The 21,322-nt window shown below is 43.4% G+C and carries 20 protein-coding genes and 1 pseudogene; 7 read left to right on the plus strand and 14 right to left on the minus strand.

The genetic code is table 11. The features are described from left to right. Nucleotides 1–6 precede the first annotated feature (6 nt). Together ccoO and ccoN are read right to left on the minus strand one after the other, a co-directional pair. Complete coding sequence (gene ccoO / locus ACFO4O_RS04590; RefSeq protein WP_382406180.1) at nt 7–612, minus strand: cytochrome-c oxidase, cbb3-type subunit II; 606 nt, start codon at nt 610–612, stop codon at nt 7–9. After that, a complete protein-coding gene (gene ccoN, locus ACFO4O_RS04595; RefSeq protein ID WP_382406181.1) occupies nt 609–2,057 on the minus strand; it encodes a cytochrome-c oxidase, cbb3-type subunit I in 1,449 nt (482 codons plus the stop codon). Before ccoN ends, ccoO begins: the two co-directional genes overlap by 4 nt. A gap of 213 nt (nt 2,058–2,270) precedes the next feature. On the opposite strand from ccoN, the gene ACFO4O_RS04600 reads away from it, so the two are divergent. Further along, nucleotides 2,271–2,720: a hypothetical protein gene (locus tag ACFO4O_RS04600; RefSeq protein ID WP_382406182.1), complete on the plus strand. Its 450-nt coding sequence runs from the start codon at nt 2,271–2,273 to the stop codon at nt 2,718–2,720. Nucleotides 2,721–2,758: 38 nt separating this feature from the next. On the opposite strand, the gene bfr (ACFO4O_RS04605) is transcribed toward ACFO4O_RS04600, so the two are convergent. The 3 genes from bfr (ACFO4O_RS04605) to ACFO4O_RS04615 all read right to left on the minus strand — a co-directional run bounded on the left by bfr (ACFO4O_RS04605) (nt 2,759) and on the right by ACFO4O_RS04615 (nt 5,541). After that, nucleotides 2,759–3,226, minus strand: coding sequence for a bacterioferritin (bfr, locus tag ACFO4O_RS04605; RefSeq protein WP_382406183.1), 468 nt, complete (start codon nt 3,224–3,226; stop codon nt 2,759–2,761). Nucleotides 3,227–3,228: 2 nt separating this feature from the next. Further along, entirely contained in the window at nt 3,229–3,699 is a 471-nt protein-coding gene (gene bfr, locus ACFO4O_RS04610) for a bacterioferritin (protein ID WP_382406184.1), read from the minus strand. A 222-nt stretch (nt 3,700–3,921) separates the two neighbouring features. Beyond that, a complete protein-coding gene (locus tag ACFO4O_RS04615) occupies nt 3,922–5,541 on the minus strand; it encodes a cation:proton antiporter domain-containing protein (protein WP_382406185.1) in 1,620 nt (539 codons plus the stop codon). A gap of 182 nt (nt 5,542–5,723) precedes the next feature. Here ACFO4O_RS04615 and ACFO4O_RS04620 point away from each other — a divergent pair, with 182 nt between their 5' ends. Further along, on the plus strand, nt 5,724–6,521 hold the full coding sequence (locus ACFO4O_RS04620) for a YiiX/YebB-like N1pC/P60 family cysteine hydrolase (RefSeq protein WP_382406186.1): 798 nt from the start codon (nt 5,724–5,726) through the stop codon (nt 6,519–6,521). Here the strand turns inward: ACFO4O_RS04620 and ACFO4O_RS04625 are convergent, their stop codons facing one another. From ACFO4O_RS04625 to ACFO4O_RS04635, 3 genes are all read right to left on the minus strand, one after another. Continuing rightward, the gene (locus tag ACFO4O_RS04625) at nt 6,522–6,722 is read right to left on the minus strand and encodes a tetraspanin family protein (protein ID WP_382406187.1); all 201 of its coding nucleotides are present in this window, start codon (nt 6,720–6,722) and stop codon (nt 6,522–6,524) included. Nucleotides 6,723–6,827: 105 nt separating this feature from the next. Then, the gene (locus tag ACFO4O_RS04630) at nt 6,828–7,811 is read right to left on the minus strand and encodes an alpha/beta fold hydrolase (RefSeq protein WP_382406188.1); all 984 of its coding nucleotides are present in this window, start codon (nt 7,809–7,811) and stop codon (nt 6,828–6,830) included. Then, nucleotides 7,808–9,265 (minus strand): flavin-containing monooxygenase, encoded by a 1,458-nt coding sequence (locus ACFO4O_RS04635; protein WP_382406189.1) that lies wholly within the window; start codon nt 9,263–9,265, stop codon nt 7,808–7,810. The genes ACFO4O_RS04630 and ACFO4O_RS04635 overlap by 4 nt, the downstream gene beginning before the upstream one ends. 195 nt (nt 9,266–9,460) lie before the next feature. On the opposite strand from ACFO4O_RS04635, the gene ACFO4O_RS04640 reads away from it, so the two are divergent. Then, nucleotides 9,461–10,450, plus strand: a complete 990-nt coding sequence (locus ACFO4O_RS04640) for a DUF481 domain-containing protein (protein ID WP_382406190.1) — start codon at nt 9,461–9,463, stop codon at nt 10,448–10,450. 200 nt (nt 10,451–10,650) lie between these two features. Here ACFO4O_RS04640 and ACFO4O_RS04645 read toward each other — a convergent pair. From ACFO4O_RS04645 to ACFO4O_RS04655, 3 genes and pseudogenes are all read right to left on the minus strand, one after another. Next, nucleotides 10,651–10,914 (minus strand): annotated as a pseudogene (locus ACFO4O_RS04645) (glutaredoxin family protein); the annotation flags it as partial. 289 nt (nt 10,915–11,203) lie between these two features. Further along, nucleotides 11,204–12,898, minus strand: coding sequence for a GMC oxidoreductase (locus tag ACFO4O_RS04650; RefSeq protein ID WP_382406191.1), 1,695 nt, complete (start codon nt 12,896–12,898; stop codon nt 11,204–11,206). Between the two features lie 9 nt (nt 12,899–12,907). After that, nucleotides 12,908–13,483 (minus strand): gluconate 2-dehydrogenase subunit 3 family protein, encoded by a 576-nt coding sequence (locus ACFO4O_RS04655; protein ID WP_382406192.1) that lies wholly within the window; start codon nt 13,481–13,483, stop codon nt 12,908–12,910. Between the two features lie 269 nt (nt 13,484–13,752). Between ACFO4O_RS04655 and ACFO4O_RS04660 the strand changes: the two genes are divergently transcribed. Further along, nucleotides 13,753–14,694, plus strand: a complete 942-nt coding sequence (locus ACFO4O_RS04660; RefSeq protein WP_382406193.1) for a LamG domain-containing protein — start codon at nt 13,753–13,755, stop codon at nt 14,692–14,694. 45 nt (nt 14,695–14,739) lie between these two features. Beyond that, nucleotides 14,740–15,600 (plus strand): NAD(P)-dependent oxidoreductase, encoded by an 861-nt coding sequence (locus ACFO4O_RS04665; RefSeq protein WP_382406194.1) that lies wholly within the window; start codon nt 14,740–14,742, stop codon nt 15,598–15,600. Here ACFO4O_RS04665 and ACFO4O_RS04670 read toward each other — a convergent pair. Then, a complete protein-coding gene (locus tag ACFO4O_RS04670) occupies nt 15,592–16,041 on the minus strand; it encodes a YaiI/YqxD family protein (protein WP_382406195.1) in 450 nt (149 codons plus the stop codon). The two genes, ACFO4O_RS04665 and ACFO4O_RS04670, sit on opposite strands and share 9 nt — an antisense overlap. A 53-nt stretch (nt 16,042–16,094) precedes the next feature. After that, nucleotides 16,095–17,489, minus strand: a complete 1,395-nt coding sequence (locus tag ACFO4O_RS04675) for an SLC13 family permease (protein ID WP_382406196.1) — start codon at nt 17,487–17,489, stop codon at nt 16,095–16,097. 131 nt (nt 17,490–17,620) lie between these two features. Here ACFO4O_RS04675 and ACFO4O_RS04680 point away from each other — a divergent pair, with 131 nt between their 5' ends. Together ACFO4O_RS04680 and ACFO4O_RS04685 are read left to right on the plus strand one after the other, a co-directional pair. After that, the gene (locus ACFO4O_RS04680) at nt 17,621–18,247 is read left to right on the plus strand and encodes a hypothetical protein (RefSeq protein WP_382406197.1); all 627 of its coding nucleotides are present in this window, start codon (nt 17,621–17,623) and stop codon (nt 18,245–18,247) included. Next, the gene (locus ACFO4O_RS04685) at nt 18,244–18,996 is read left to right on the plus strand and encodes a DUF3307 domain-containing protein (protein ID WP_382406198.1); all 753 of its coding nucleotides are present in this window, start codon (nt 18,244–18,246) and stop codon (nt 18,994–18,996) included. Before ACFO4O_RS04680 ends, ACFO4O_RS04685 begins: the two co-directional genes overlap by 4 nt. On the opposite strand, the gene ACFO4O_RS04690 is transcribed toward ACFO4O_RS04685, so the two are convergent. Beyond that, the gene (locus ACFO4O_RS04690; RefSeq protein WP_382406199.1) at nt 18,993–21,311 is read right to left on the minus strand and encodes a putative bifunctional diguanylate cyclase/phosphodiesterase; all 2,319 of its coding nucleotides are present in this window, start codon (nt 21,309–21,311) and stop codon (nt 18,993–18,995) included. The two genes, ACFO4O_RS04685 and ACFO4O_RS04690, sit on opposite strands and share 4 nt — an antisense overlap. Between the last annotated feature and the right edge of the window lie 11 nt (nt 21,312–21,322).

Below are 21,322 nucleotides of genomic sequence, written 5' to 3' on the forward strand. Positions count from 1 at the left end.
TATGCCTTACTGCAAATGCGTGCCGAGAGACTGAAGGTAAGCAATAAGCGCTTCCATTTCAGTTTTACCCTCAACCGCGGCTTTTGCGCCAGCAATGTCTTCATCAGTGTATGGCACGCCGAGCATACGATTCACTTCTAGCTTTTTCGCTGTATCTTCACCCGTTAACTTATTTTCAGCCAACCATGGATAACCAGGCATGTTAGATTCAGGCACAACATTACGCGGATTAATTAAATGAACGCGGTGCCATTCGTCTGAGTAGCGTCCACCTACACGGGCCAAATCTGGACCTGTGCGTTTTGAACCCCATAAAAACGGGCGTTCCCACACAGATTCACCTGATACTGAATAGTGCCCATAGCGTTCTGTTTCTGCACGGAAAGGTCGGATCATTTGGCTATGACAACCTACACAACCCTCACGGATGTAAATATCGCGACCTTCCATTTCTAACGCAGTGTAAGGACGCAGTCCTTTCACCGGCTCAAGTACACTTTGCTGAAACATCAGCGGCAGAATCTGCGCCATCGCGCCAAAGCTGATGGCCACTAAAATCAGAACCGTTAATAAGCCAACATTTTTTTCAATTAACTCATGTGGATTTTTCATTTCGCTGCTCCTAATGCCGCAACATCTGCATCACTGCCCAGTGTTTCTTCTTTTGGCGCTCTAATAGTCTTGTAGCAGTTGTAAGCCATTAACAGCATGCCGGCTACCACGAACAAACCACCAATAAAGCGAACAACATAAAACGGTTTTGAAGCTTCTAAAGACTCAACAAATGAGTAGGCGAGGGTGCCGTCAGCGTTAATTGCGCGCCACATAAGACCCTGTAGAACACCTGATATCCACATGGCGACGATGTATAACACTACGCCTATAGTCGCTAACCAGAAATGTATGTTAATCAAGCGTGTGCTATACATTTTTGGCTGCCCGAATAAGATAGGCACAAGATGATATATCGAACCAATTGATACCATTGCCACCCAACCTAAAGCACCAGAGTGAACGTGACCTACTGTCCAGTCAGTGTAATGAGATAAGGCATTTACGGTTTTTATTGCCATCATCGGACCTTCAAAGGTAGACATGCCGTAAAAACTTAGCGATACAATGAGGAATCGAAGAATAGGGTCGGTACGAAGTTTATGCCATGCCCCTGAAAGGGTCATTATTCCGTTAATCATGCCTCCCCACGACGGTACAAACAAGATGATTGACATCACCATGCCTAATGACTGCGTCCAATCAGGTAGCGCTGTATAGTGTAAGTGATGCGGACCGGCCCAGATATAGAGCGATACCAACGCCCAGAAGTGAACAATAGATAAACGGTAGGAATAAACCGGGCGGCCAGCTTGTTTAGGCACAAAATAATACATCATGCCCAAAAATCCCGCGGTTAAGAAAAACCCTACCGCGTTATGCCCATACCACCACTGCATCATGGCATCTACCGCACCTGCATAAATTGAATATGATTTAAAGAAGGTCACGGGAATAGCCATACTGTTGCCGATATGCAAAACCGCAACGGTCAGCATGAAGGCGCCTAAGAACCAGTTTGCTACGTAGATATGAGAGGTTTTTCGAATGACCAAGGTACCAAAGAAGTTGATACAGTATGCGACCCAAACCAAAGCAATCAAAATGTCAATTGGCCACTCTAGCTCAGCGTACTCTTTAGAGCCTGTAATCCCTAAAGGCAGTGTTATTACCGCTGACAATATAACCGCTTGCCATCCCCAAAAGGTAAAAGCAGCTAATTTGTCGCTGAACAAGCGAACCTGACAAGTGCGCTGAACAATGTAATAGGACGTTGCAAATAATGCACACCCACCAAACGCAAAAATTACGGCGTTTGTATGAAGAGGTCGAAGACGGGAGTATGTGAGCCATGGAATATCAAAATTCAGCGCGGGTGCAAAAAGCTGTGCGGCTAATAGCACGCCCACCGCCATTCCAATGATGCCCCATATTACTGTCATGACTGTAAACTGCCTAACTACTTTATAGTTGTAATCAGGATGTACTTGGCTTGTTTCGCTCATAACTAAAAATTTCCGTGTATAGAAATAAAATGGAACCGATGAAACGAGTGTAAACTTACTTTTATTTCTAACGTCCTAGTTGAGTGGGGCGCGCAAGAAAAGTAAACTCGGCACTAGTCGAGGGGAATCATAAAGTTTTTAAATACAAAAAGATACCATATCAAACTAAGGTTTGATCAAGGTCAATAAAGGAATGTTTACGGTTAATTATTTGTGAAAAATTCATTACCCATTAGTCGAATAATTTTGTTTATAGCCCTGCTGTGCGCGGCTATCTACGGGGTGTCAGTAAGTTATGTAAATGAATCGTTAATTAAAAACAATGATTGTGATATCACCGCTAGCGAATGCGTATTTTCCGCGTTTAATCGCCCTGTTAGTGTAAAGTTTGAACAAGCCCCCGTGGCTGAAGAAGAACTCTTCATTCGCTTTGAATTAAGCGACGACATTGTGGTTCAAAATTCATGGATAGAAGGGGTGAATATGTATATGGGCAAAACGCCCGTTTTGTTTGAAAGTGCTCAGGATAATAATAGAGCAGTGACGTTTTTAGGCAGTTGCAATTTGTCGGAAATGCATTGGGTGATGTTTATCGAACTAAAAAATAACGCCACTGGTGAAGTGGCGTTAAAGCAGGCTACATTTTCAAGCTATCAACCGTAATTTTAAACCACGATTGAAGACTTAATATGCTTGCGTTGTTACATCTGCGACTGAAGATAGTTTGGAAGGCCCAAACGCTTAATCAGACCAAGCTGTTGCTCAAGCCAATGTGCATGGTCCATTTCTGTATCGTCTAGCAGAATCATTAACATATCGCGGGTCACAAAATCGTGCTCCGATTCGCAGATTGCAATGACCTCTTTTAGTTTAGCAGCGACTTCGTACTCAACACGTAAATCGCTCTGCAGCATGTCGGGTACTTCTTTACCAATCATTAAACCTGTGCGAGTGACCATATCGGGCGTTCCACCCAAAAACAGCATGCGCTCAATTAATTTCGTCGCATGTCCTTTTTCGTCGTCAAACTCATGATTGATGCGCTCATAGAGTTTATTTAACCCCCAGTCCAAATACATTTGAGAATGCACAAAATACTGGTCCATAGCAGCGAGTTCATATCCGAGAAGGCTGTTTAAGCCTGCGATCACGTTTTCTTTGCCTTGCATGATTAATCCTCCAGTTGTGCTTGTAGATAGTTCTCAATGCCCATCTGTTCAATTTGTAAAAGCTGAGTTTCAAGCCAATCTAAATACTCTTCTTCATCGTCAAGCAACTTAGATAGCAGATCACGACTAACATAGTCTTGGTGTTGCTCGCAAAGCGCTATAGCCTGCTTAAGCTGCGGAATTTGAGCCTGTTCAAAGGTCATATCGCACTTTAAACACTCAGGGGTATCTTCGCCAATGTACAGCTTTCCGAGCGCTTGAAGATTAGGCAAGCCTTCTAAGAACAAAATGCGTTCAATGAGCTTATCGGCTTGTTTCATATCTAAAATTGACTTTTTGTAAGCCGCGCTGTTGAGTTTTTCCAAACCCCAATTTTTATGCATACGCGCATGTAAAAAATACTGATTGATGGATGTAAGCTCCACCGTCAGCATTTCATTTAATGCTTTAATAACGGGTAACTGGCCCTGCATGGATATCTCCAAACAAAAATGAGGAAATGAGTGTAACAACTTTGCTTACTCAAAGCAAAGCGGAAAACATAAAAATACTATATATTTCAGCTATTTAGAAAGTATAATCATTCTCATTAAGGATACGGTTTCGTTTCAAACCTTAGTTTAAACGCATGCTTCAACGTATGCTTCACTGTATGGTTAATCGCTGTGGAGCGATAAGCCGCAGATGCGCCAACCTCAGTTTGATTGTAGTGCACGCTCTGCCGCTGCGGCCTCACTTGCACGTAAATTACCATGTTGCAATATTGCCAAGCTTTCTTCGGCAAAGCCTAAACCAGCATCAGTAAAGAAGTTGAATACTTGGTCAACGCCTTTATCGAGTAAGGGCTGCACTTCGTCCTCATAACGCGCGATCGCCACAATTTTGCCTTCAAACTGTGCGTTTCGAAGCTGACGGGTAATGTTTGAAGAGTCCTCAATTGAGGGAAGCGCAAGCAATACAAGCTTCAAGTTGGCAATATCGAGATTTTCCCACAAGTCGATGTTCTCACCATCGCCCACAATGGCGTTGTAGCCATCACTGTTTAAGCGTTCAATTTTCTCTTGGTCTGCATCCATGCCGCAAACCGCTTGTCCCATCACCTTAGATAGCGCACTAAACGCACCTTTTCCTACACGCCCCATACCAATCACTAAAACATCTACATCATTAAAGCTGGGATATACGTCTTCAGGAAGCGCGCGCGGTTTTTGAAAGCGGCGTAAAGGTTCTTTCAAGCGGCGATATTGATTATGCGACTGTTTGTATAGAACACTGGTGATTACAAAGGAAAATGAAACGCTCATGGCAATAATTACCAACCATTGGTCGCTGATCATGCCCATTTGTACAGCAACGGCCGCCACAATAAGGCCAAACTCACTGTAGTTTGACATGACTAAACTTGCCAAGTAAGACGTGCGAGCGCGCAGCCTTAGCTGTGAGAATAATCCAAAAAACAAAGCAAATTTAAAGGGAATAAGTAAGGTTAATAGAAGCGCGATAAGGGTCATTTCTAGGTCAGGCAGGGCGGTTAAGCCTATCGACAAGAAAAATCCAATTAGAAAAATATCTTTGAAACTCAATAAGGATTTAGAAAGTTCGGTAGATTTAGCGTTACCCGCCAGCAATATGCCGAAGATAAGGGCTCCTAAGTCGCCCTTTATGCCCACTAACTCAAATAAGTGATATCCACCCAATGCAAACACAAACCCGCAAAGGGGGAGCAGCTCACCGTGCCCAGCTTCAAACAAGAGTCTTTTTAAAACTGGCGTAAGCGGAATAAGCACAAATAAGGCGAGTGCATAAATAGATGGGATTTGACCGGTCGCCAGAACTAAAAAAAGCACTGCAAAAATATCTTGCATTACTAATATGCCAATGGCGACTTTGCCATGACGCGTCCGGCTCTCACCGCTTTCTTCTAATACCTTTACCACACAAACCGTTGAACTAAAACTAAAAGCAAAGGCGATGAGTGCTAGCTGTTCAAGCCTCAGTTCGGCAAAATGCGCAAGCGGCACCAGACTCAATAAAAACAGAATACCCGCACAGCACAATATCCAAATTGTGCTGTGAGCGATGCTGGCAAAAAACACCTCATGCTTTAATAGGTCGCGAATATTGAGTTTGAGACCAATCGTAAACAGCATCACGGTAATGCCTAAATTTGCAATGGTCACGAGGGCAGGATTGGTAGAAAACCCTAAGGCATTGAGCACGAAACCTGCGATAAGATAACCAACAAGGGGAGGGAGGCTCACAAATTTACACAAAAAACCGCAAACAAAGGCGACGAGTAAGAGCAAAAATTCCATGCTAATCAATAGTACCCATATTTGTTATTTGACAGAACAATAGCCTAAATACCCTAGTGTTAGCAATTTTGTTCTTCTTTAAAGTAGCACCTCGCATGCATATTGCAACTCGACTACTCACATCAGTCCGTATAGACTTTAGCCCTTTTTAACTGGCGCGAATAGGTCAATAAGGTGTAGACATGCCACAGCCTCAAGAAGAACAAGACAGCGGAATAGTGTCTCGGATAGGTGCTTATTGCGGCGCTACCTTGGCTAAATTTCTGTCTCAGCCGCGCCCTAATTATCGCACCTTTAGCACCTTGAGCGAGCATGATTTGCGCGCATGTCTGCAGCCTGGCGATTTGATTCTAGTGGAAGGCAACAGCCGTATTAGTACTGCTATTAAATATCTCACGCAGTCCACTTGGTCGCATGTGTGCCTCTATATTGGAGAGCAAGATGGGCTTGAACCTATCTTGGAAGCTGACTTAGTAGAGGGGGTGATTACCGTTGGGCTAAATAAATATGAGGGCTTTAATCTTCGTATCTGCCGACCTATAAGTATTGAGGAGGAGGATGTAAAGGCATTGCTCGATTTTGCTATCTCACGCTTAGGCCATCAGTACGACAAAAAAAATGTATTTGATTTGATGCGTTATCTATTGCCAATTCCGCCTGTACCTAATCGCTATCGGCGCAAGCTGCTGGAATTTGGCAGTGGCGACCCGACCAAAGCAATATGCTCAACCCTTGTTGCGCAGGCTTTTCAGTCAATTCGTTACCCCATACTCCCTTTGGCAGATGGCCCTTTGGCAGACGAACCTTCAACAGATAAACCATCGACAGACAGGGCATTTAGCAAACAAAAAAGAGCTTATTCAGCGAGACATTTTAGCCACTTTACGCCACGCGACTTTGACTTATCTCCGTATTTTGAGGTCATTAAGCCAACGCTCAGACGTGGTTTTAACTACAAAGATATTCAATGGAGAGACTGATTAGTGAGCGAGAGCTAGCATGTCGGACTCAGTCAAAGAACTGTGAAAAGCGTTTACAAAACGAAATACATAGTGTTTTGGCACCTTTTCAGCACGCTCAAGGGCTTTCAAGGTACTTAGCTGGCAGTCTAATTTATTGGCGATGCAGCTCAGAGGAATGCCACGTTTGGCGACAAGCCGTATAAATGCTCTTCCGGTCATACTAAATTCTCCACTGCTTACAACTATTGCGGTTGAGGAGTGCAAAATATAGCAAAAATACACCGTTTATCTAGCAGTCCATCTATACCTTTATATGGAATATGTTTAACGCACTGGTTTTTCTAGAAATTCTTTGCAGTCTCGATAACATTTTTGCGGAATCTCAATCATTGGCATGTGCCCGACATTTGCATAAATAAGAGGTTTGCAAGCGGTTAACTCCGTCCAGTAGGCTGCATCAGACACTGGCACTAGACCATCCTCTTCGCCCCATACAAGCATTAATGCGTTGCTATCCACTTTAATGGGCTTATCAAAAAAATCGTTGAGGTTAAAAAAGTCACGAAACATATGGGATAGCTGCCTGTCTTTCTGCAGATATTCATGATGACCAATATAGTGCAGTACACAAGGTGGAAAAAAGGGCGGTGCGGCCATTGTGCGATTGTACATATTGAAAAAATGCTGCATGTTTTTATGCAAAAATGGATTTGCACCCGTCGCCTGCATGCCAAGCGCAAAATCTGTTTTTGCGCCAGCGGGATCAAGTAATATAGCTTTAATAAAACGCATCGGCTGACGCTGCATTAGCTTCATGGCAATCATGCCACCCATAGAGTTTCCAATTACCATGCACTTATCAACTAAAAGCATGTCCAATAAGGCTTGCAACATATCAGCTTGTTGTTCAGTAGAGTAAGACTGTGAGGCACTATATGGGGTGTCGCCGTGTCCAAGCATGTCTGGAATAATTAACCGATAATCTTTTTTGGCCTGCATTGCAAAGCGATGCCAAATACACTTATTCGCACTGAATCCATGTAGCAACAATAACACCGGCCTTTTATCAGCCTTGGTGGGAGTGTTATTTTGGGAATCGCTGAGACTGAAATTCGCATAACAAGAGATAGGCACACCGTTTATTGTGTGGGTAGATGTGCTAAGACCAGCTTTTGTTCGTTCCAAGGACATTGCCCGCGTGTATAAAAAACGACCGATGCGTTTTGAGCGAGAGATGAATAAGACATACACAACACCCCCCAAACATACCAATAACAACATGAGTATGTACATGGTTTGAGATGTCATTTTGCTGTGTCCTCAAGTAAATGATGTTCGGGGCGAAACTTCTTGCATAATCGCCTAAAGGTAAAGCTAAACCCAGGAAACATCGCTATCACCTTACCCGAAGCATTTTGATACCACGACTGACAGCCCCCATAGTACCAAACAGTTTTAGTCATTTCACTATGAACCATATTTGAGTATTCATTTTCGGCGTATTCGGTGGGTTCAATGCTCAGAGTAGGGTGATCGTGCAGCAATTGCATACACTGTGCGATGTAGCGCATTTGAGACTCAATCACAAAAATGGCGCTTGTATGGCCAATGCCGGTATTTGGGCCGGTTACTACAAAAAAGTTAGGAAAATTCGGCATAGTCGTGCCCAAATATGCTCTAGGATAATCCTTCCACTGCTCATTCAGCGGCAAGTTATGCCTTCCTATCACTAAATACGAAATCATGCTGTCTGCAGCGTTATAGCCAGTGGCATACACAATAACATCAAGGTCAATCTGCTCACCTTGCGTCGTAACAATACCGTCTTCATTAATTTCATCAATACCCTGCGTTTTATCGTGCAAAACAACCGCCTCTGACTGCAAGGCAGGATAATAGGTGTTTGACATTAAGATGCGTTTACATCCAATTAAAAAATCGGGCGTCAGGCGATCGCGCATCTCAGGGTCTTTAACTTGCTTGGCAATGTGTCGTTCAGCAGGCTTTTGGGCAACTAATTTAAGCAAGGTTTTGGAGTATTTAAACGCAAGGACCCGTAACTCATGATGCACATAAATAGACCATTTAATGAGGCCATAAAGCCACTTGTTAGGGAGACATTTTTTAAACCACCCGGGAAACACAATATCAGGACGCGATAAAACCCAATGCGGTGTACGTTGAAATACATGCAGTTTAGCAACATCTTTGGCAATAGCCGGAATGATTTGTACAGCACTTGCGCCAGAACCGATGATGGCGACTCGTTTATTACTAATATCGAGGTCTGCCGGCCAGTCATTGCAATGAAAACTGCGTCCTTTAAACCGCTCCTTCCCCTTAAAGTTTGGTATGACCGGCGTGCTTAAAGGCCCTGTCGCGTTAATAATGCTGCTTGCTTCTAAGGTTTCACCGTTTGTCAGGCTCACTTGCCAATGTCCATCCTTCCAGCGGGCCTCGACCACCTGAGCATTGAGCTTGATGCGCTCCTCTAGGCTGTGCTTTTGAATTAAACCACGCGTGTATTGTTCAAGCTGGTCACGCTTTGCGAACAATTGGGACCATGCAAAGGGTTCGTTCTCAAGGCTGTATAAGGGCGAGGGTACATCAACCGCCGCTCCGGGATAGCGATTCTGCATCCAGGTGCCACCGTAAAAACTGCGGCGCTCTAACATGATAAAATTATCAATCCCTAGCGCCTTCATTTTTATCGCGGCACTCAAGCCGCCAAAACCGGTTCCAATAATTATCGTGCTATACATGCTTGAGGGGTCTTTTCATTATATTTATGCCTAAAACAGATACTATGGGAATATATTAAACGGCGCAATTGCATTTAAGTTTTGCACCTCGCTTGTGTGTAAAAACTGGATAAATTGCGGTTTTTCATGACAAATCGGATAAATTAACGTTTAATTAACGCACGTATATATGCCCAAAGAACCCACTTAGAATTCATGAAACCTATTGCCATGCTTTTTGCATTAATGTTGAGTCAACATTGCCTTGCATCTAACAACGAAACAAAGCAAAGCATTGCCAATACCTTAGGCGAGGGGCACTTAACATTTAATAATGGTGATACGCTTGTTGGTGAACTAATGTCGCTTAGCGAAACGGGCGGCATTTTTAAATCTACCCGATTTGGAGAAATTCAGTTTACCAATGCAGAGGCACAATTTACCGCACTTACACCGCAAGCAAATGCCCAAGATACGTCTCGTTCTGTGGATATTAATGAAATCTCAGGCGTGAATTCTGAAGAAACGCTGATTTTACATGTTCTCAGGCCCGATGCTTGGTCGATTGGAGGCGGACTTGAGTATGACAAAGGTAAAAATAACGACGAGCTAAAGTTTAATGTAGATTTGACTGCTAAGTGGCGTCGAAGCTCCAATAACATCAATTTCAACGCCCGCTCTGATTTAAAGCTTAAAGATGGCGTAAGAGACACCGACAAGCAGCGCCTCAGAGCTAATTGGATTCATCTGTTTTCAAGCAATAACTTCTTCACCGAAACTAACACTTATTTAGAGCGTGACACCATTAGCATAGACGACACCAAGCTTGACTATTTGTTAAGCCAAATAGGAGTAGGGCTAGGCTATAACTTTAAATGGGCAGACAAGTACAACACAAAGCTATCGGTTTTACATAATAGACTGCGCTTAGACTTTTTAGATTTTAACGATAATGTTTATACATCTGCCGAGTCTATCGTGATTGCCAATGAGTTCGCATTTACCGATAACTTTAGCGTTTCGCAATGGGTGCATATTTATTTTTGGGAAAGCGGAGAACGTGGTTACGATGGAGAAGCCGATTTTACGTATGCGTTTGATAACAATCTGAGTCTTATTTTACGCTACACGTATCGTGATAACGCATTTACCCTAGATGATAATTTTAGAAACCAATTAAAAGTGTTGATTAGATATCATTTTTAATCACCAAAACAAATATTAACCTGCGACTAAATATTTAGAAGTCATAGGTACCTTATCACGGTGGTAAGCCAACACAGATAAGTAATAGGGCGATATAACCTTAGATTCGCGATCCCATCTGAGAGGGCATCAACCAAGCATTCACTATCAATCATCAATCATCGAGCCAAACTTGACGTCAACGCATTGAATATCAGCAGTTAACCATAAATTGCGCTAGCCACCATCCACAGACCCGCTGAAATCATAAATAAGTTTTCGGTCACGGAGATAAAACCGAGAGGCACATTGCTATCGCCTCCCACACAAGCGCATTTTAACTCACGTTTGTCGATGTAAACGGCCTTGAAAACGGAAATAGCGCCAACGCTACCTATAAATAGCGACACTGGGCCAACCAAGAAACCGCTTAAACCTGCAATCATACCAATACCGACAAAAGCTTCAGCAAACGGAAAAGTAAACATACACAAAGAAGGGGATATGCCTTGTGAATATGTCTTGTGAATGTGCCTCATAAATATTACTTGTGAATAACTTTGGGATAATATTTAATTTAACATAATATACATTATACGCAATTATATAATATGTGGATAAATATAAATGCGCTCTGAAAACTTGCATTGAGCTGTGTAAGCTTCTGATTTAATGAAATAAAATGAATCTTTTCAGATTTTTGATGTGTCGCTACGTTGCTGATATGTACACCTACCACCAAAGACATTTCGTTCACGTAGGATAACGTTGTTATTAAATGTTTAAGCGCTTGAGCTCGTCTACAGCAAAGTCTACTGCTCTTGCAGTCAATGCCATATAAGTTACTGACGGATTTTTACAGGAGCCCGAAGCCATCGATGCACCATCGGTTACAAACAGATTTGGAATATCGTGTGATTGATTCCATTCATTAAGTACTGAGGTAGTTTTATCTTTTCCCATTCTTGCAGTGCCCATCTCATGAATGCAGTCGCCAGGAATATATGCGTGCCCGTGATCATAAGGCTTGATATTAACCGCGCCGGCCGCCTCAAGCATATCAACAGCCGACTGGCGCATGTCCTTTCGCATCTTTTTCTCATTTTCGCCAAATTCTGCGCTGATATACAGCGTTGATAAGCCGTGTACGTCTTTCTTATCGCTATTTAAACGAACATGGTTGTTCGGATTGGGCAAGCTTTCGCCAAAGCTCAAAAACTCCATTGTCCAGTCGCCCGGCGTGCGTAAAGCATCTTTGAAATCAGCGCCAATTCCTTTCTGAGATTGACCTCTGCGCCAGTCGGCTCTGCTTGCCCAGCCTTGGTAATTAAATCCTCGAAGGTAGTCAGTTTCTTGTTTTTCTAGGTTTCTAAAACGAGGAACAATTATTCCCGTTGGTCGGCTTCCGTAGTAATAGCTTTTATCAAAACCCTTAATTTGACCTGATGCCCCAACTCGATAATGTTGGTCAATAAGGTTTTTCCCTAGCTCACCACTTCCATTGGCAAGCCCATTTGGAAAGCTTGAATTTGCTGAGTTGAGTAGTAACCACGTTGAGTTAAGCGTTGATGCACATACAAAAATAAGCTTGGCGGTATATGAATGTAGCGCGCCCGTGCTTGTATCGAGAACCTCTACACCACTTACTCTGTTTTTATGCTCATTATAGGTAATTCGGGTAACAACAGAGTTAGCTCTAAGAGTAAGATTTCCCGTTGCGTGTGCTGCAGGGAGTGTGCTGCTCAAGCTTGAAAAATACGCTGAGAACGGACATCCTCTGGCGCATAAATTGCGATATTGACAAGGTCCCCTTCCCTTGTGAGCTTCGCTTAAATTTGCAACGCGCCCAATGGTTAATACTCTATCTTTCCATTTTTTTGCCATCGCCTTTTTAACATGCAGTTCAACGTCATTCATTTGCATCGGCGCTAAAAACTGACCATCAGGTAATTGGGCGAGCCCTTCTTTTTTGCCGCTCACGCCGATAAAGCGTTCTACGTAATCATACCACGGTGCAATATCTGCGTAGCGAATAGGCCAGTCTATTCCGTGACCGTCTTTCGCATTAGCTTCAAAATCAATTTCTGCCCAACGAGAGCATTGTCTGCCCCAAGTGATGCTTCTTCCGCCTACTTGATAGCCCCTAAACCAATGAAAAGGTTTATTATCTGGTGTTGTGTAAGGATGCTCAGAGTCTTTTACCCAAAACGGCTTAGTGCCCTCATTAAACGCATACACTTTTGATTGAATAGGATAGTCTTTAAGTGTATCTGCATCGACTTTACCGCGTCCGTCAAAGCCCCATGGTGGTGTCATGGCACTCGAATAGTCTTTGACATGCTGAACGTCTTCGCCTCGCTCTAAAACAAGCGTTTTAAGCCCTTTTTCGCTTAGCTCTTTTGCCGCCCAGCCTCCGCTAATACCAGAGCCGATGACAATAGCATCATACTGTGAGTTTTCACTTTTCATGACTACCTCTTAATTGGTAACAAAGAGCAAGCTCGATTCATTCACTATTACCTTTGGGTCATATCTTCCAGGTACGGGATGATAGTTCAAAAAGCCTGTCATGACGGATTCGCTGGTAAAATAGCCTAATAATAGACACTGCTTAAATAAGGTGTAGAAGCGTAAAATATCGCTTGGATTTTCACTATTGGCTGGTTTAAAAGCATCACCGTCAATATGCGTAATGATGTTCTTTTGAGTAGGTCCGTCAGACATAATGAAAGCGGTGTACATATTGTCAAACGTCATGAGCCCTTTCAGGAAGTGTTCTTGATCATCTTCTGAGAACAATTGATTGACAGCATACTCAACAAAATGGTCTGCACCTACCTCACTTGCACTCGGGGAATCGCTGACCGGTAGTACTATGTCAGCTAGTGTTTTTAACAGACGCTTTTGTTTATTAGATAATAAAGATGCCGTCTTTTGGCCATTCACAAAGTCTCTTGAGTTCGCATCAGCGTCGTAATTAGTTAGGGTAACTAGGCGAGTAAACGCAGATTTACTGAGTGTCAAGCCCAGGCTTATTGCAAGTGATTTAATCATTTGTCGTCTGTTCAATGGGTTCTACTCACTTTATTGTTCTCTGACCGACAACCTATCTTTATTTTTAACAAAGCGCCAAAAGAAGTATGAAGCATCATGGCTAGCCGCGCTATAAGCATCTCTGAGTTACATATTAGCCAAGTATTAGCCAGATATTACTTATAGCCAACTAATTTACCCCTAAACAATAGTTGAGTATATTTAACTTAACCAGAGCTGAGGTTAATTTAACTCGGTTTAATGCAAGTGCTTATGTATGGATAGCAAAGATGAGTAAAACTAAAATGGGCAAAACAAAATATAGATGTTTGTTTGGTTTACTTCTGACCACTGTTGGTTTTATTTCAGTTGCCGCAGGCGATACAGAGCCTAAAAGTCAGGCGGCTTTAACGGATAACACCCTACCGAATAACACTTTGCCAATAAACACTTCACCGAATAAGAAGGGACTATTGTTTTACGCTAGTTTTGACGAACACCCTGATGCTGATATTGCTATGGGTGATGCTAAGGTCTATACCGCGCAGAGTATGAGCAAGCGTTTTGACCTGCGATCTGGCATTGAATCAAAAAATATAGAGCAGCAAACCCATGGTGGTGTTTTTGGAGGCGCGTTAGTCTTTTCTGAGCACGCGAGTGAGTTTTTAGTATTTAAAGGAGATAGTAATCTTCCATCTAGTGATGACATATTTTCTGTCACCGTGTCTTTATGGCTCAAAACCTCACCACTTAAACAGCTTCCTAATGAGTATGTCGACCCCATTATGATATTAGATGATGCATGGAACGATGGCTCCATATTCGTTGATTTTGATAAATCAGAAACAAAAGATTTTAGGCTCGGGGTATTCTCTGAGTATGTATTTTGGAATCCAATGGATATCGACTTTAACGACTTCCCAATTAGCGAGCGACCTATGGTGGGTGTAAAATCAGATATCTTTGCAAGCCATGAGTGGACGCATGTGGCGTTAACCATCAACGATATAAATGCAAACAGCCCAAGTGTTGCTAAACTATATATAAACGGTGAGTTACAAAATTCTTTTAAGCGGCCCCTAAAAATAGCGTGGAACCCGGCGAATCTGCGCATTGTGTTAGGTTTAAATTATGTCGGCGCAATTGACGAACTTGCCATTTTCGACAGGCCGCTAGCGCACAATGAAATCGCGCAGCTTTATCTTCATTCGCCCTTGATGCCCCTGCCCTAATACCGTTAGTATTGCTACCACCTAGTTTATCAAAGAGATGTATTCATGCGTGTAGCGTTTATAGGCTTAGGAGCGATGGGCTTTCCCATGGCCGGCCATGTGGCAAGGGCTGGACATGAAGTACTTGTATTTAATCGAAGTAAAGACAAAGCGCTTTCTTGGGCCAGCCAATATAATGGTCAGGTAGCTGATACCCCTCGTATGGCAGCTAACAATGCCGACATTGTGTTGGTATGCGTGGGTAACGATGACGATGTTCGCTCAGTAGTTTATGGGGACGATGGTGCGCTTAGTGCTATGAAGCCTAACAGTATCTTGGTAGACCATACCACCACGTCGGCCCACTTAGCGCGTGAGCTTTCTGAGGCTTGTTCAAAACAACACCTTGGCTTTATGGATGCGCCAGTATCAGGCGGTCAGGCGGGTGCTGAAAACGGAAAACTTACCGTTATGTGCGGTGCAGCAGAGACTGTTTATAAGCAAACATGCGAGGTGTTAAACTGCTATGCACAAAAGCACGCACTGCTAGGTACTGTGGGTAGCGGTCAGCTGTGTAAAATGGTGAATCAAATCTGTATTGCAGGTATTGTGCAAGGACTCTCTGAGGCGCTGCATTTTGCCCAAAACGCAGGCTTAAATACAGAGCAAGTCATCGATGTTATAAGCAAGGGTGCTGCGCAATCTTGGCAAATGGAGAATCGCTCACATACGATGGTAAAACAAGAGTTTGACTTTGGCTTTGCAGTTGATTGGATGCGCAAAGACTTAGGTATTGTGCTTGATGAAGCCAAACGTAATAAAAGTACGCTTCCAATTACCGCCTTGGTCGACCAATTTTACGCGCAGGTCCAGAAAAATGGCGGTGGTCGTTTTGATACCTCTAGCTTAATAAGTTTACTAAAATGAGCGTTTAGCCAGTAGCCGGTCGAGATGGTCGGCAAAGGCTTTTCTGTCTTTATTGTTGAGCGGGGCTTGGCCCGAGCTGTGTATGCCGCTTGCTCGCATCGTTTCCATAAAATCGCGGGTGACTAAGCGGCTTTTAATGGTTTGTTTATCAAACAACTCTCCGCGTGAGGAAAGCGCATCACCCCCCTTCTCTATTATCTCGGCAGCCAGTGGAATATCAGACGTAATAACTAAGTCTCCGGCTTCACAGCGACGTACAACCTCATGATCAGCTACATCGAAACCCGCGGGAACGCTTATATTGCTGAGATAAGATGATGCCGGCAGGCGTATGGCATGGTTTGCAATAAACATGGCATGCACGTGAGTGCGCTGGGCAGCCTTGCAAATAATCTCTTTAATGGCAACCGGACAAGCGTCGGCATCGACAATAATCTTCATGGTATTACCTTAATTTTTTAAATGCCCTCGAGCTATGCATGGCTTATTCATAACTACAATGCTATGTCTAATACGACGTAACAAACCAAGGCGAGCATACTTGACACCCCAAAGCTAAGCACCGCGCCTTCTTTTACCATATCTTTGATGTCTATTTCGCCGGTGCCATAAGCAATCGCGTTCGGCGCTGTGGCAACCGGTAGCATAAACGCACAGCTTGCTGCCATTGCCGCGGGGATCATAAATATGGCGGGGTCTACTCCGTAGTTTATTCCGACCAAATACAATATTGGCATTAATAGCGTTGCAGTGGCGGTATTGCTGGTTATTTCAGTTAAGTAGGTCACGCTTAAACACAACAGCAATAAGGTGATTAAAAGTGGAAACTCAGTAAAACGACTTAAACCATCCCCTATCAGCGTGCTTAAGCCAGATGCGGTAAAACCGGTCGCAAGCGCAATGCCTCCGGCAAACAATAACAGCATTCCCCAAGGAATAGCCACCGCAGTTTCCCAGTCTAACAAGCGCGAGCCTTTTCCATTAGGCACAATAAACATCACTATCACCGCTGCAAGCGCTACCGTGCTATCTCCCGCACCATTTACGCCAAACAACTCACTCCACCCACCAAATGGTGCGTTACGCGTAATCCATGCAAGCACCGCCAGTCCGAATACGCTCAGCGTTCTGATCTCTTCACTTTGCCAAGGGCCTAATGTTGGCAAATTCACCTGAAGCGGTCCACTTAAATGACGCGTTAGCCATATTGCCATCATTGGAATGGCGATAATCACGCATGGGATCCCCACCATCATCCAAGTGACAAAGCCAAATTCTTGACCCGACTGCTGTTCGTATAGGCCTGCAAAAATCACGTTTGGCGGCGTTCCGATTAAAGTGCCAACCCCTCCTACACTGGCCGCATAGGCAATGCCAAGAATAAGTGCGACTTTTAACGGACGCTCTTCGACGGATGCAAGCACTGCCAACGCGATTGGCAGCATAATTAAAACCGTAGCGGTATTTGATATCCACATACTGAGTACTGCTGTGGCTATCATAAATCCTAATACTAATCGTTTTTTACTATTCGAACCGATTGCGTTAATCATAATAATCGCAAGTCGTTTATGTACGCCTGCTTTTTCAAGGCTCTTAGAGAGCATAAATGCCCCCATCAGCAATAAAATTACGTGGCTGCCAAATGCCGCACTGACTTCTCGATGCCCAACAACATTGAATAAAGGAAGTAATGCGAAGGGCAATAAAGATGTGATGGGTATTGGAAGCGCTTCGGTCACCCACCAAGTGACGGTGAGCACAGTAATAGCCGCTGTGATAGCCGCAACTGATTCAAATCCAAAGCTCAAATAACATAAATAGTAAGTAGCTATGGCAAGAGCAGGACCAAGAATTAAATACACACTGGCCTGGGGTCTAGTTATCATGAAACACGCCTGTTGATGAATATTTAAGCAATTTAATTAATTTGCTAATACAAGAAGCAAACATAATAATTTGCGGAATATCTTTTTTTATGACATAGTTTCAAGTGTTCCCTTTTGACTAGGTACTGTCAATGTTTATAGCGGTAGAAACAAGTGACTTAGTTCACTCTACTAAAATGTCAGAACAGACGTACAAACAAGCCATGGATGCGCTGAGAACAGAACTACAGCGACATAATGACGCGTTTAACGCTCGCTTTGATATTTTCAGGGGTGATGCCTTCCAAGTGGCATACTCCAATCCCATTTATGCCTTTAAAGCGAGTTTGCTCACGCGTTTGAGGCTGATGCACTGCGTCAGCAAACACCCCATCAAACTGACTCAGGCCCTAGTATTTGGGCATCAGGATAAAATTGAACCGGCATTCTCACAAAGCATGGGAGAGGTCTTTGTTCAATCGGGGCGACTACTTGAGCGCACAAATAGACGTGATTTAAGCCTCAGTTTACCCAACAATATGCAGGCTATCTCGCTTATTCAGCAATACTTAAACTACTACCTAAGCGGCCTTACACAAAAGCAGTGTGAGGTGCTCTATTATTATATTGCCGAAGATTTTCCTGAGCAGCACGTTATTGCCGAACAACTGCAGATGACCCGTCAAAACGTCGCGGCGCATTTAAAGCGCGGCGGCGCTGATTTGTTAAAACAAAGCATCTTATTTTTTGAGTCAACCATTGAGGATTATGCACAATGACCCTGTTTCTTCTCTTACTACTTGTGCACCTAGTGGCCGATTTTTACTTACAGCGTAAATCTTGGATTGATAGTAAAATTAAGCACAAAGAAAAATCAGTTGGCTTATTCAAGCATGTCTTGACTCATCTGGCGCTAAACGCCATTGTGCTTTATTCATTTCTAGGTCTGACTGCCACGTTTTTTGTAGTGCTGTTCACAATTGTGTTAACTCACTATGCCATTGATATATGGAAAACGTATCAGGGCTTTTATTTGAAGTCATTCTTAATTGACCAGTGTGCTCATATCACCATCCTAGCATTGATTTGCGCTTACATTGCTCAGCCTGATGTTAGCCTTTGGCATGATATTGCGTCTGAATACACGCAGGCCCAGCATTTGATTATTCTCGCGACGTTTTTGTTTGCATGGAAACCGCTTTCATTAATAATCCAGTTAATTTTGACACCTTTTACCAAAGACATGAATGCAAATGCGAGTCAGGAGCAAGATAATCCCGGTTTACCTTACGCGGGTGAATGGATTGGCATACTAGAACGATTTTTGGTGATTATATTTGTCATGCTCGGGCAATACGCCGGCATTGGGTTTTTATTAGCCGCAAAAAGTGTTTTTCGTTTTGGTGATATGCGCAGAGAGCAAGACAGGAAGCTAACAGAATACATCATGCTTGGCACACTATTTAGCGTGACCTTGGCCATAGCGCTGGGTTTGTTTGCAATTTATGCTCTTAAGCTCGTAGCCTAGTGAATGCGATTTCCTTGGTGTGTTAACGCAAAGTCTTTAAAGGCCGTTGGCATACCGAGTAAAAAACCCTGAAACTTTGTCACCCCTGATTCGGTAAGCATCTCAAATTGCTGTTCGGTCTCTATTCCTTCTACCACGGTTTCAATATCTAATGCCTTGCATAAATTGAGTATCGCTAAAAACAGCTTTTGCGCTTTGGCATTATCGGCCAAATCAATAATAAACTGGCGGTCAATTTTGACCACGTCAAAATGATATTTAGATAAATATGACAGCGACGAGTAGCCCGTTCCAAAATCATCTAGCGATATTCTAAAACCTAAGGCCCTGACGCGATCAAAGTTTTGAGTTGCAAGCTGTTCATCCACCATGAACACCGATTCGGTTATCTCTAGTTCGATTAATCGCGGGTCGATTTGATGTTTGCCAACAAGCGATTTAACAAGCTCTACAAAACTTGCTTGTAGAAACTGACTCGATGATATATTTACCGAAATTGGAATGCGTATACCTTGCTTCTCGAGTAAATAAATAAAGCTCATCGCATTTTCCAGCGCAAGTTCACCAAGCTGATACTCCATTCCATGCTTTTCAATCAAAGGAACAAATACGCCTGGCGATACATGCCCATGTTTTGGGCTATGCCATCGGCACAACACTTCGGCCCCTATTAGCTCGCGCTCCTGATTAAACTTACCTTGCAATACAAAGCTCAATTCTTTGGCATTGAGTGCCTCTCTAAGGTCGTTCACAAAGGTAATACGTTTGACCTTGTCGTCGGTCATCCCTTGCGTATACATTTTGTAAGTACAATCTTCCTCAGATTTAGCATAAAACAAAGCCGCGTCGGCATTTCGAATTAACTCGCTACTGCCAAGCGCATTGTCTGGGAAGCAGGCTACACCAATATGTGCACGCAAGGTAAATCTCTGACCGTTCATCACTATCTTTTGTGATGCTACGATATCAACAATGTCTTGCACGTATTTAGACAGCGTCTCTTCGTCAGTTTCGTAAAACGTCGCGATAAGTTCGTCACCACCCCAGCGACATAGCTGCGCTGCTTTTGTGAGGGACTGCTGCATGCTTGCGCCGATATTTTCCAACACAGAGTCGCCAAATTCGTGGCCAAAAGCTTCATTAATTTGCTTAAACCCTTCTAAATCTATATAGCATAATGCAAACGGTCTTTGGGCATCGGTAAGCTCGGTTAAGCTCTCTTGAAGCGCTCGACGATTTAACAAACCGGTTAACGAGTCATAATGCGCTAAACGATGAAGCGTTGCTTCATTTTGCAATCGACTGGTTAAGTTAGTTAATGCAACAATGTAATAGTCTTGGTTGAGCTCGTTCATATGAAAGAGATTGAATGCAAGCTCTACCGGAATGGCCTGTTTAACAGAACCGTTGCTATTGGCACGGAAATACTCAGTCTGCACCTGCAAAAATCCGTGTTGTTCAAGAGACTCAATATCGCCTTTTGCAATCGCCACGCTGCTCGCGAAACTGGTATTGTTAAGAGGAGCAAAGCTAGGGTCGATTTGATTGAAAAAAGCGGTATTCACATCAACAATCGTGAGATTTTTTTCTAAGATGAGCATGGGCTGTGAAGTCTGTGCAAGCGCATAACTCATAATATTTGATTGGGTTTCGTTGCTCTTCTGTTCGCTTATATCTTGGAAGGTACCCACTAACGTATTCACGCCGACATCGTCTAGCGCGGTCACACGCCCTTTTAACTGAAGCCAGCGATATTCGTCTTTGAATAAAAACCTAAATTGATAATCAAATACAATTAAGCTCTCGTCTAATATAGCAGCCCACTTGCGCTTGAGCTCGTTTACATCGTCAGCATGGACACATTCCCAAAAGGCACTAAACGATGGATAAACACTTTGACGACGATATTGACCGTTTTGAAAGGCTTTTATTTCAATTTCATCACTCTCTCGATACCACGACCACACCGATAAACCAGAGCCCCACAGGGCAAACTCCATCATGCGATGGTCGTCTGGTACGTCACTTTGATAAATGGCATAGTCATCATCGCCCGCAGTTTCGAACAAGCTCTGCTCCGCCCTATGATCATGACTGACGCTATTTTGATTGAGGTTGTCTTGCATGGTTTTTTGTGGGGAAGGTGCAGTTGTTTGAGATATAGGCGTGTTAGATGCAGGCGTGTTAGTTGTAGGCGTAGCTACGTCACAAGGGTCCTGGTGCTCGTTCTCACGTTCTTCACGAGAGCTTTCCCTGTCATCAAATAGGTAAACGGTTTGGTTTTGAGAAGCTTTTGACTCTTTGTTATCTGACATTCAACGCCTTA

This window comes from Glaciecola siphonariae, from assembly GCF_042652645.1.
GTDB lineage: Bacteria > Pseudomonadota > Gammaproteobacteria > Enterobacterales > Alteromonadaceae > Glaciecola > Glaciecola siphonariae.